The organism is Rathayibacter sp. VKM Ac-2762 (assembly GCF_009866585.1).
Classification (GTDB): Bacteria; Actinomycetota; Actinomycetes; order Actinomycetales; family Microbacteriaceae; genus Rathayibacter.
Genome location: NZ_CP047419.1, coordinates 1,995,140 through 2,007,150 on the forward strand (window position 1 = coordinate 1,995,140; position 12,011 = coordinate 2,007,150).

The window sequence follows — 12,011 nt, forward strand, 5'->3', positions numbered from 1 at the left end:
ATCATCGTCCGACGAAGGATAAGTGGTCTCGATCAGCATCGACCTGTTCTACGGAATGTTCGCCTCGTACGCGCGCCGGCACGGCGTCGAGGCCGCAGAAGAATCGATGTCAGGTGTACTGGACGCGGGCGTACTCGCCCAGCTCCGCGATCGGTTCGAAGCGGATAAGAAGAAAGTGGTGACGGGCGGACCGGTCATCATCGCCGCGGGCAAAGCGGACTGGTACCCGGGCCCCACCCCGGACGACAAGTTCTGGAGCGGTCTGTACGAGCAGTTCCGCTCGGAAGGCTGGAACGACGACCGCCTGATGAGCGTCAACAGCTCGTCGGACAAGGTCGTCGCTCACACCGAACGACCCGACAAGGCCGGCTGGGGTACCCGCGGTCTCGTGGTGGGCTACGTGCAGAGCGGCAAGACGACGAACTTCCTCGCCACGGCGGCGAAGATGGCCGATCTCGAGTACGGGCTCATCATCGTCCTCTCCGGTATCCACAACGCCCTCCGCAAGCAGACTCAGATGCGCTTGGAGGAAGCGCTCGCGCGGGTTCCGGCGAAGGACTGGTTCCGACTGACCGAGCTCGACCGCGACTTCCGACTCCCTCCGTTCGACGCTGCTGCGCTCCTCTCCGGGAACAAGACCGGAGTCGCGGTGGTGAAGAAGAACGCCTCCGTCCTGAGGAAGTTGAAGAAGTGGCTCGAGACGGACGGGGCCCGGACGGCGCTCCGGGAGCGCCCGATGCTCGTGATCGACGACGAGGCGGACCAGGCGTCCGTTGAGACGTCGACCATCAATCCGCTCATCACGGATCTGCTCGGCCTCGCCGCCAAGTCGACCTACATCGGCTACACCGCGACTCCCTTCGCCAATGTCTTCATCAACCCTTACGACAAGAGCGATCTGTACCCGCGGGACTTCATCCTCAGCCTGCCAAGGCCTGACGGCTACTTCGGACCCGAGAAGATCTTCGGTCGTGACACGGTGACGTCCGACCTGGCATCGACCGATCAGCCCGAAGACGGATACGACATGGTGCGGATCGTGCCGGACGACGACGTCGCGAAACTGCGGCCCGGCACCAAGGACGCCGCGACCTTCGTACCGGAGGTGACCGCCGAGTTCGCCGACGCGCTCGACTGGTTCTGGCTGGCGACGGCTGCCCGTCGAGCACGCGGCGACCGCGGCCACAGCTCGATGCTGGTGCACACCACGGTCAAGACGTCGGTGCACGAGGCCTTCAAACCGGTCATCGAGCAGTACCGGGGCGCCACAGCGCTCGGTCTCGCCACTGAAGGGTCCGGGACGGAGGATCGACTGCGCGCACTCTGGGCGACGGAGAGCACGCGAGTGCCCCTCGAGGATCCTACGAAGTCCGTCTCGACGTTCGACGAGATCCTCCCGTTCCTGCGATCGAGCGTCGACGAGTCCCGGGTCGTCCTCGACAACTTCCGCAGCACCGATCGCCTCGACTACAACTCCCGGCCCTCGCAGGTCGTCATCGCCGTCGGTGGAAACACTCTCTCGCGCGGCCTGACCCTTGAAGGACTGGTCGTCAGCTTCTTCATTCGAGCCGCCAGCGCGTACGACACTCTGATGCAGATGGGGCGCTGGTTCGGCTACCGGACCGGCTACGAGGACCTGCCCCGGATCTGGATGACGGCGGAGCTGCAAGACAACTTCCGCCATCTCTCCCGGGTCGAGTACGAGATGCGCGACGACATCGACCGATTCCAGCGGGAGGACATCACGCCGGAACAGGCCGCTGTCCGCATCAGTACGCACCCGGCGCTGCGGATCACCGCGAAGATGGGAGCCGCCTCCCCTCGATTCGTGTCGTTCGAGGGGCGGCGCTTCCAGACGCGGTACTTCCGGAACCACGACCGGACGTGGCTGCAGAACAACCTCGACGCCGCGACCGTACTCCTCGACGCGTGCGGAGGATCGGAACGACCTCTGGAGACCGGAGCGACAGGAGCGCGACTCTACCGTCACGTTCCGGTGGATCTGGTTCAGCGGTTCCTGTCGGACTACTCGGTGCACACGGAGTCGAAGGACGTCGATCCCGACCTCATGCGGCAGTACATCGAGAAGTGCACCACTGCTGAAGAGAAGAGCCTCGAGACGTGGTCCGTCGCGATCGTCGAGAGCCCGGAGGGTGAGCCCGTCCAGGTCGGGGATCTCGACGTGCACATGGTCACGCGCGGCCGGGTGAACGGGAAGGAGAGCTTCGAGGGGGCCGACATCAAGACCCTGATGAGCAAGGAGGACCGTGTCGCCGATCTCGGTCTGTCCCGTCAGGACGCGCGGAAGGCCAGTGAGGAGGACCTGATCAGGCTCAGAGACCTCGATCCGGTCGCCCGCGCGGAGGGTCTGCTCGTCCTCTATTTCATCGCTCCGAAGGGTGGGGCGCTGGGCGGCAGGGACGGACTCCGCCTGTCCATGGACGCCGAGGTCGTCCCGGTCGGTATCGGCGTCGTCTTCCCGGGCCAGCGTTCCCCTGAGCTCGTCGTCGCGGCGACGAAGGTCTCGGTCGATCTGTCGAACATGGAGATCGAGGAGCCCGACGATCGCGTCGAAGGCGTCGATGAGGACACCGAAGCGGAAACGACGGCGTGAGTCCGACGGGAACGACCGCCGGCGCCTGGGCGGTCCTCGTCCGTCCCTCGGGGAATCGGCTCGAATCCTTCCCGATGAAGGACGTGGGTCCGAGAAGTGTCCGTCTCGGTGTGGACGGTGAGGGTCGACGTCACCTCTTCGTCCCTCTCGTCATCGCACCTCCGTCGCTCCCGGGGGACGGGGACGCCGTTCGTTTCGCCGTTCGCCACCTGGCCTTCGGCGTCGACAGCGGAATCGTCCTGGACGTCGCGTGCGGCGACTCCTCCGTGCACGCGGAGTTCGACCTCCTCATCGAGGACGTCATCGCGAGCGTCGACGACCCGCGGTCAGCGGGCGCGGCGGCTCTCGAAGCGATCGACCGATGGCGGCGTCTTCTCGCCCTGGAGCGAGGGAAGCGGTTGTCGTTCATCGAGCAGATGGGGATCGCGGCGGAGTTCGCCGTTCTCGATCGGGCTCTGAGCATCGACGCGACCGTCGCGGACGCCTGGCGTGGGCCCTTCCGAGAACCGCACGACTTCGAGTTCCCCTCCGGCTGCGTCGAGGTCAAGGCCGTGGCGGACTCGGACTCCATCGAAGTCCACGGCCTCCGACAGTTGGCGAGGCACGACGGGCGAAGCCTGCACCTCCTTCTGATCGAGGTGTTCGAAGCGGAGGACGGTGCCACCGTCCTCGAGACCGCGGCGCGACTCCGCGAGGTTCACGACGTCGATCTCGACCGACCGCTCGCTCTACTCGGCTTGTCGACCGCGTTCGACGGTCCTCCACTGACTCGATTCCGGACGGGCTCCGTCATCGTGCTCGATGTCGAAGACACGACACCCCGACTCGTCCCCTTGCCCGGTAGTGCCGAGGAGGACTACTCCGACGTGAGTTATCGACTGCGGACCGCCGCGCTTCTTCCCTTCGCCTCGGCACGCGGTGTCGACGAACTCCTGCAGGAGGTCCTACATGCCTGAATGGTGGTCCCAGCGCTTCGCGCCGGAAGGCTCGGCAGCTGCCGACGGCATCAAGAAGCAACTCGGTCAGCCCAGACTCGATCCCCTCACCGTCCTGGCGAGAGAAGCCGCTCAGAACAGTTGGGACGCTCGGGCCGGGCTCGAGGTCCGGTTCTCCATCGACATCTCCCGCCTCGGTGATCGTGCCGCTGTGTGGCAGGAGAACTTCGAGTCGAAGCTTCCGACGGAGAGCGGACTCTTCGAGAAGACCGAATGGACCCCCGACACTCTCGTCATGACGGTCAGCGATCGAGGGACCGTGGGACTCGGTGGTCCCGCGCGCGCTGATGCACGCGTCGAGGAGGACGAGCGCCCCGACTTCGTCCAGTTCCTCCGCAACGTGGGCGAGCCACGGAACCAGTCGCTGGGGGGCGGGACCTACGGTTTCGGCAAGGGCATCTACTACTCGGTCAGTCGGGCGAGCGCCATCCTGGTCGACACCCACGCGGTCGATCGCAAGGCCGGCCGGCGAGTCATGGGCGCAGCGATGACGCACAAGTGGATGGACGGAAACGACGTCTACACGGGCCGTCACTGGTGGGGCGACGTGGTGGACGGCGTGCCCGACCCGGTGACGGGGTTCGAAGCGGCGGACCTGTCCGCGCGACTGGGGCTGCCGGGATTCACCGAGGGCGAGCACGGGACGGACGTCGTCATCATCGACCCCGACCTGGGGATGTTCGACTTGGAACGACCGAGGACCGTCGATGAAGCGATCGCCTTCCTCCGTTCCTCCATGGTCTGGCACCTCTGGCCGAAGACGGTCCCCGCGCCGGAAGGAGTCCTCCTCCTCTCCACGAGTGTCGACGGGAAGCAGGAAGCGGTCCCTTCAGCCGATCGGATTCCGACGGTCGCACCCTTCGCGATGGCCCTCGAGAAGGCCCGTCGACTCGACGGCCACCGTTACACCCGCCAGCGAGCGCCGTTCGACGTGGGAACGATGGCACTGCAGCTGTCCCCGGCCGTTCCCTCCGAGGACGACGAGTTCGACGCGGCATGTCCGATCAGTGGGCCACGCCGTCACATCGCACGGATGCGCAGGGTCGAACTCGTCGTCGACTACTTCATCGGCGAAGAGCACCCCGACCCTCGATTCGGCTACTCCGGTGTCTTCATCGGGTCCGAAGAGGCCGACGACGTCTTCGGTCGTGCCGAACCTCCGACTCATGACGCGTGGGTACCGGCCGGACTGCGCGGCACCGACCTCGGCGTCGTCAACAATCTGGGCGCATTCCTCCGGGGGGCGATCCAGAAGGAGACGGGACCGAAGAAGACGTTCAAGTCCTCCACAGAGACGGCGGGCCTCGGTCGACTGGCCGCCCGTCTCGGCTCCGTCACTCGCAGCTTCTCGGGGACGGGTGCCGGGTCCGACGGTCCCGTCGCGGACAAGCGCTCGGGAGGCGGCGGTGAAGGCGGCGGGGGCGGCGGCTCTCGGCGTCGGCGCGCGACGAAGCCGCGCATCGTCCAAGGTCCGAGTGTCGTGGTCGAGGACGGGATCGCTGTCCTGCGCGCGTTGGTCGAGGTCCCCCCGTCGGAGGACGAGCAGACCGTGGTCGCCTCGGCGCAGGTCGTCCTCGACGGCGGTGGCCTCGAAGAGGACCCGCCCGAGGGCGCCGCAGCGCCCGACTTCGTCTGGCGTCGGCAGGAGGGCGACACCTCCGTCGTTCAGGGACCCGTGTTGTCGCCGCAGACCGATGCGGCGGGTCGGTGGTGGCTCTCCGTGACGATCGTCGACGACGCCGCCCTGCGTCTCACTGTGGATTGGAAGAGCTGACATGGCGGACGCACTCGCGCCCTATCGCACACCCTCACCCGCGACGATCAGCTGGTCGGCGCCGGATCTCCTCGACGGGGACGCGTGGGTTCCTCTCCGGGACGAGATCGAGGGGTGGGACCCCTCGATCGACCTGGTGATCCGCGGCTCCGTCGAGATCGACCCTCGCGCCGTGGAGACGGAGACCGGTCTGACGCTGCGCGAGATGGCGCTCGCCGTCTCCTGGTCCTCTTCGTCCAGTAGGTTCCGCGCGGCCGCTCCCCGGATTCCACTCGCGGACGCCGGAGTCACCGACTTCACGGTCACGATGCCGGGAGCCCGCCTCGACGGGAAGGTCGAGATCACCACCGCCGTCGTCGCTCTGCCGAACGCGGACGTCGGAGCCGGGACGGCCCGCCGTCGCGGCTCCGTGCTGGCTGAGCGCCGGTACTCGGTGGCACTCGAAGGCACCATCGGCATGTTCCCCGTCGAGGTCGTCGACTTCGTCAAGACGCGACTTCCGAACGCCGCCAGTTGGCACCTCGAGACGTCTCAGGAGCTGGACCAGGCCTTCCTCGCGGGCTTCCGGCTGCAGATCAACGAGCGCGATGCGGAACTCACGAAGGCCATCGGATCCAGGAGGCCCACCGACCGCGAGAAGATGCTGCTCGACGGCCTCGAGGAAGGCGTTCTCGGACTGCTGCTGGAGTCCGCCTCGATGCTTCAGCACGACCTGATGGAGAACGACTGGGAGGAGGAGACAGTCGGTCACGTGCTCCGCTCACTCCTCACCCGGGCGGACGACCTCGGATCCGTCCCCGTCGTCCCCTCCGAGCTGGCGATGTGGCGGGCGGCGATCATGTCGAAAGTGCGCACGCTCGGCGTCGGAAGGCAGCTCTCGTGATCATCTGGCCGAGGCTGAGCAGGGCGATCGCGGCAGGGGAATGGGACCGGGTCAAGAACGACAGGTCCGCGAGCGGACGGCAGTTGATCCGCGACGCCCACTGGCGCGCGATCGGGAACCGCGCCGACGAGCAGGAGTTCGAGACCCTTCGGGAGCGGGTCACCGCTCTCGCGCAGAGCCACGGATTCCCCGACTCCGCCGGAGACGACCTCGGGCGTTTCGACCGTGAGGCCGCGTTCGTGGTCCGCGAGCTGATCGACGTGCCGTTCGCCGAAGCGGCGACCGGGGACGTCTGGTCCTTCGTCTCGTTCGCGGTGCTGCCCGACGTCACGGAATGGCGGTTCGGGCACCGCAACAAAGAACGGTGGATCGGAAGCGACCTGACCCGTCACACCTGGGCTCGCCTGTGGTGGCAGGGCGAAGCGTTCCGACAGGAGCCCGAACTGCTCGGCCCGTTGTCGGAGAGCGACCTCAACCAACTGTTCGAGCGTCGGTCGATCGGCGGCGACAGCGCCCTCGTACGCGCGCTCGCCCGGTCCTTCGTCACCGTCACCGGTGATCGTCGGGCGATCGTCCGGGACGCGACGAAGAGGATCCGCCGACTCCTCGCCTTCGTCCAGACGCCCGCCCTCGACGAGGACGAGATCCGCGCCCTGGCGGACGAGGTCGTCGAGCAGTCGACCCTCCAGGTGACGGGCGGCCTGAACGCGTCGCACGACACCGGAAGCACCATTGGCGCCTCCGTCTCCGTCGTCCCCGAGGAACAGGTTCCCGAGCGTGCACTCGGGCTCGTCGAACCGGAGTACATCGCCTACGTCCGTCCCGCCGCCCTGTCCGCCACGCAGCTGCTCGAAGAGTCCGCGCTCGAAGGAGTGGTCGAAGCGGCGATCGCGGCGGAAGGACCCGTCCTGCAATCGCGCCTCCGCCGCTTGATCGCGGGCACTGTGGAGGACGAGTCCATCCTCGGATCGGCGGACGCGGCGATGAACGGAGCGATCGCCTCACTGCTCGACTCCCGCCGCATCGAAGCCGACGACTTCGAGATCCCCCTCCTCGGGTCCCAACGCACCCTGCGCATCGCGGGAACGCCGGCACTCCGCATCCGACCGCTGGGGGTCCGGCGCCTTCTGGAGGTGCCTCTGCAAGAGGTACTCGCCGTGTCGCGACTGGCCTCGATGCAGACCGCGGCCGGCCGGATGGAGCACATGGTCGACTTCTACGGGCTCGTCGACATCGATGTCCTCGACAGGATGATCCTTCTTCAGGTGTCCAGCACGGAACTCGACAGCGATCCGGAGTGATTCCGCGATGATCGGTCCCGACCATAGATGCGATCGAGCCGCATCGATCGAGGCTCGATCATCATGCGAGTTCCGAGGCCCCTAGTCACCGAGTTGGATGCTGAAGGGCGAACTCCGATCCGTCGCGGACGGCTGCGATGATGGAGAGACCCGACAGCAGCCTCAGGAGATCGACTTCGGGCCGACCGGGTAGAAGAATCATGGGCTTCGCCTCGACGTGGTGATCTCGTGCGAGCTGAGTGTATTCGAGGACTTGTCCGATAGCGGTGCGTACGAACGACCGCGCGGTGGACTTCTTCGCCTCGACGATCCATCCCGTCGAGGGGACGTAGAGGTCGGGCTCTATTCGGCCACCACGAACCGCCAAGCGCATTCGTCGAGGTGGCATGTCGTTCTTGATCAGCCACCGACCGAAGTCCCGCTGCAGCTCGAACTCGACTCGCGTCATGGATCGAGCCTCGACCGACCCTCCGGCGAGTTCGATCTCACCGAATGCAGGCTCTCGCCATTCGGAGATCTCCGGCGCACCGTTCCCGAGAAGCGTTCCGGCCTCGAGGAGCGACGTGTCGGCGTCGACCGGGAGAAGTGCGAAGACGAGCACGCTTCTCGACGTGTCACCGACCGAGGGAACGAATTGCACGGAATACGGAGGGTCGTCCGGGACGAACAACCCGACGTACGTGACGTACGTCCCGTCCACCGCGAAGACTCTGACCGGCACGCATGTCGCGTCCGCGTCTCGAAGCGCCCGATTGCTGTAATTCAGATCCTGATCACCGCTAGGGCCTTCTCCCGTGTAGAGGAAGACACCCTCCGGCGTGAGGCCCTCGTGCACGTCGTAGCCGTGCTTGGCGCCTCGGACGGGATCTGTGAAAACGAAGATGTTTCGATGATCTCTCGGAACGGAGATCCCCCGCCGCCAGTCCCCGCCGAATCGAGCATGGATTTCCCGACGAGTGGTGCGAGTCCCGGGGACGAGATCGAACGGTCCCGACTCAGAGGGCCCGGCTGGGTCAGCCATGACACCCCTCGATGCGGTCGCGCAGGCATGAGCGACTCGAGAAAGAGACGGATCCACTCGAGTTCGCGAATCGAGCCCGCCGCGAGCACCGCTTCCTCGTCTTCACAAATGAAGACTATTGCTTGTCACGCATCCGGGGGGTGACGAACTCTCATTCAGATCGACGAGGGTCTCCTCTTCATTCAGCGAAGCGAAGGCCGAAGAACGTTTCTCAAGGAAGCCGTTATTTCGGACGAAGAAGAGGCACCGCCCCTGCGCCGCGCCAGAGGCTCGAGTCCCTCAAGGCAGAATCGTTTCCGTTATCCGGTCGGTCGCCCCGTCGGCCTCAGCCAGCCCGCTCGCGAGCCCCCCTTCGCCCCGATCCTCCAGCCGGGCCTCGAGCTCCTCACGGCTCGCCTCCTCGGGCAGGCCGACCGCCCGGGCCATCGTCGAGGAGTCCGCGGTGGTGATGCCCATGACGGCGAGCAGGTCGTCCGGCCGTTCGATGCCGGCCACGGTCACGTGCTCACCGTCGAAGACGAGCCGCACGCTGTCTCCGGCCGCGCTGTCGATGGTCGCGAGCCCTGCGCGGAGAGTGCTCATCATCGGCTGCGTGCGGACCCAGGTGATCGTCAGACCCCACCCGTCCCCGCTCCACTGCCTGGTCTCCCCGGGGGCCACGCCGAGCGCGAGGGCGACTCCGGACGAGAGCATGGTCCCGCTCCCCCGCAGGTGCTCCCCGGTGACGTCGATGCGGAAGGCGATGCGCCCCTCGTCGAGGAAGTACAGGTTCCTGGTCATCCCCGGCTTCGTCCGGACGACTGCTCTGCGTTCCGCGAAGCGCACCACTCCGGCCTGGACGACGAAGGGCCAGCCTCCGGCGTAGGTCCTGATGCTGTTCGCCGAGATCGAGAACCGCTCCGGCAGATCCTCCAGGAGCGCCTCGAGCGCGACCGCTCCGTCGTTGCGGCGCACCTCTGCGGCGATGGCGTCCTTGATGCTCGTGTAGGCCTCTCCGCCCCACTCGGCGAGCGCCCAGTCGTCGCGGCCGACCCGGACCAGACGCGCGTCGGCGGCGAGGGCGCTGCGGATCGACCGGACCTCGCGCTCGCCCTCGAACGCGGCCTCGATCCAGTCGACGGACCTCGGCTCGCCCTCGCTGCTCAGCAGGACGACTGCGAGATCGCCGATCGACCTCCGACGCGAACTCGTCCAGACGTCCCCGATGCGGACGTGGCCCAGCATCGCCATCCACTCGACGACCCTCTTCTCGCTGAGCGACGTCCATTCGGCGAAGGAGGCGAGGACCTCCGCGTGGGTCGCTCCGCCGTGAGGATCGACGAGGTCGGCGAACCGGACGGCCGTCTCGGCGCGTGCGGCCCCGAGAGAGGGCGCGGCGAACCAGGCGCCGTCGCCCTCGAAGCCGTCGTCGACGGCGTCCAGCACGGCGAGCGCCGACGTGCCGTCGTCGTCGATCTCGTCCAGGAGTCCGGGGACGTCGGACAGCCCGTCGAGGTGGGACAGCGCTCCGATGCGGGCCCTCACCGCGGAGGCGCGGAAGGCCAGCGCCTGATCGCGCTCGAGCCAGAGGGGCAGAGCGGCGCGCAGGCGCACCTCGAGCTGGCGGACCCGTTCGCGAGTGACGCCGAACCGCTCCCCGAGGACGTCGAGGGTCGCGCGGCGACCGGCTGTGTGCCGCTCGAGCAGGATCACCCGCTGACGGTCGTCCAGCTCCGACAGGTGGACTCCGAGCTGCTCGGCGAGCGTCGCTGCCGGCGCTCCTCCGCTCCACTCCGCAGAGGTGAGCGAGTCGAGCAGAGACCACGCCTCGACGACTTCGGCCGGAGCGTTCGCCGTGTCCCGGGAACCGGCGAGGAGCGGCTCGTCGCTGAGGCCGAGCGCCTCGTTCCAGGCGGAGGCGAGGTGGAGCGCATCGAGGAGCCGCGTGCGCGGGGTGGCCTCGGCCGCCTGACGGGAACGTCGAGACGGCGGAGACTGCTCGGCGAGCGGCGCCGCACGGTCCTCTCCGGTCCGGAGTGCCTCTCCGACGTACCAGCTCAGGAGATCCGTGAGGCTGCGGGCGCCCATGCCGCGCACGACCATGAGTCCCCGGACGCGCATCGGCGCCAGTGCCTCGAAGTCCACGAGTCCTTCCCTCAGGAGGACGTTGGCGAGCCGGACGCTGTCGATGCGCTCGGGCAGGCCGCGGACCCGGACGGACGGGAAGAGCTCGCCCATGGTCGAAGCGGACCTGTGCTCGACGATGTGCTCGACGACGGCCGAGCGCGCGCTCGGATCCGAGGGGTCCGCCTCCGCGAGCACGGAGCGGAGCTCCGCCCTGTCGGCGGTCGCGTGCCCTTCGAGCCAGGGGAGAGCCCGCCTCCAGCCGATCGGCAGCTCTCCCTCGTAGTCGAAGTCCTCGTACGCGCTCCCGGTCATCGGGCCCCCTCTCGGCTCAGCCATTCTGGCCGGCGCAACCGACAACCGTCGCCGACGCTCCGCTCGCGACAGCCGGACCGGCCCCTCACTCCCCGCACCCCGCCAGCACCGCTTCCGACGCCGCCCGGTCCCGCGCGTCGATCCCGAGCCCGTAGACGCTGAGCACGGCCACGAACTGCTCCACGTACCCGCAGCGCAGCTCCGCGGCCGGTGGCAGCCACTCCCCCGGGCCGGCGTCGCTCTTCGCGCGGTTCGTCTGCTCGGAGGCGGCGACGAGGTTCGCGGGATCGTTCGCGAAGGCCAGACGCTGGTCGTCCGTCCACGACCAGGCGCCGTGGTGCCACGCCCAGCCGAGGGCGACGACGTGGTCGATCTGCACCAGGCGGGAGGTGTCGGTCCCGGAGACGAAGGCGACCGAGGCGCCGTCGTAGGGGTCGATCAGGGTGCCGGTGAGGACCTTGCAGTCGCGGGTGCCGGGCTTGAACACGGGGGCGAGCAGGTCACGGCCGAGGACGTCGTTGCGGGTGTCGCAGCCGTTGCGGTCGACGTCCGACCACGCCTGTCCGAAGAGGTCGCGGTCGTAGGGGACGGCGGCGGGGCCCTCGACCGAGGGGAGAGCGGCAAGCGTCGCGAGGGACGGAGCGAACGGCTCCACTTTCGGAGTGGACGGCTCCGTCTCCGGAGCGGACGGCTCCGTTTCCGGAGCGGACGGCTCGACGTCCGCCGCGGGACTGCTCGGCGCGGGAGCAGCCGAACTGCTCGACGCCGCAGAAGCACCGGCCGAGGAGGGCACCGCCTCCGGTCCGCCTCCTCCCGCCGTGTCCGACAGCGCGACGGCGGCGACGGCGAGCGCCGCAGCCCCCAGCAGGGCGAGGATCATTCCGGCCCGTCGACGAGCGCGCCGACGCACGGGGGCCGCCGACCAGTGGCGCATGATCGACCCCTCCTGCGATGAGACCCGCGATGCGGTCGACGCGACGCGCCTCTTCAGTATGCGGAGTGACC

Annotated in this window: 8 protein-coding genes; 5 read left to right on the forward strand and 3 right to left on the reverse strand. The window is 67.9% G+C overall.

From position 1 onward, the window contains the following. The first annotated feature begins 22 nt into the window (after positions 1 to 22). From GTU71_RS09460 to GTU71_RS09480, 5 genes are read left to right on the forward strand one after another with little or no spacing between them, the layout of a single operon-like run. Entirely contained in the window at positions 23 to 2,614 is a 2,592-nt protein-coding gene (locus GTU71_RS09460; RefSeq protein WP_159939749.1) for a Z1 domain-containing protein, read from the forward strand. Then, complete coding sequence (locus GTU71_RS09465) at positions 2,611 to 3,570, forward strand: PD-(D/E)XK motif protein (protein WP_159939750.1); 960 nt, start codon at positions 2,611 to 2,613, stop codon at positions 3,568 to 3,570. Before GTU71_RS09460 ends, GTU71_RS09465 begins: the two co-directional genes overlap by 4 nt. Further along, complete coding sequence (locus GTU71_RS09470) at positions 3,563 to 5,383, forward strand: hypothetical protein (RefSeq protein WP_159939751.1); 1,821 nt, start codon at positions 3,563 to 3,565, stop codon at positions 5,381 to 5,383. The genes GTU71_RS09465 and GTU71_RS09470 overlap by 8 nt, the downstream gene beginning before the upstream one ends. A 1-nt stretch (position 5,384) precedes the next feature. Further along, positions 5,385 to 6,266: a hypothetical protein gene (locus GTU71_RS09475; protein ID WP_159939752.1), complete on the forward strand. Its 882-nt coding sequence runs from the start codon at positions 5,385 to 5,387 to the stop codon at positions 6,264 to 6,266. Next, the gene (locus tag GTU71_RS09480; protein WP_159939753.1) at positions 6,263 to 7,567 is read left to right on the forward strand and encodes a hypothetical protein; all 1,305 of its coding nucleotides are present in this window, start codon (positions 6,263 to 6,265) and stop codon (positions 7,565 to 7,567) included. Before GTU71_RS09475 ends, GTU71_RS09480 begins: the two co-directional genes overlap by 4 nt. A gap of 85 nt (positions 7,568 to 7,652) precedes the next feature. On the opposite strand, the gene GTU71_RS09485 is transcribed toward GTU71_RS09480, so the two are convergent. The 3 genes from GTU71_RS09485 to GTU71_RS09495 form a co-directional block, all read right to left on the reverse strand. Beyond that, positions 7,653 to 8,588, reverse strand: coding sequence for a hypothetical protein (locus GTU71_RS09485; protein WP_159939754.1), 936 nt, complete (start codon positions 8,586 to 8,588; stop codon positions 7,653 to 7,655). Between the two features lie 279 nt (positions 8,589 to 8,867). Further along, complete coding sequence (locus tag GTU71_RS09490; protein WP_159939755.1) at positions 8,868 to 11,006, reverse strand: sigma factor-like helix-turn-helix DNA-binding protein; 2,139 nt, start codon at positions 11,004 to 11,006, stop codon at positions 8,868 to 8,870. Between the two features lie 85 nt (positions 11,007 to 11,091). Beyond that, positions 11,092 to 11,661 carry an HNH endonuclease family protein gene (locus GTU71_RS09495; RefSeq protein WP_159939756.1) on the reverse strand — a complete coding sequence of 190 codons (570 nt, stop codon included), beginning with the start codon at positions 11,659 to 11,661 and terminating at the stop codon, positions 11,092 to 11,094. Between the last annotated feature and the right edge of the window lie 350 nt (positions 11,662 to 12,011).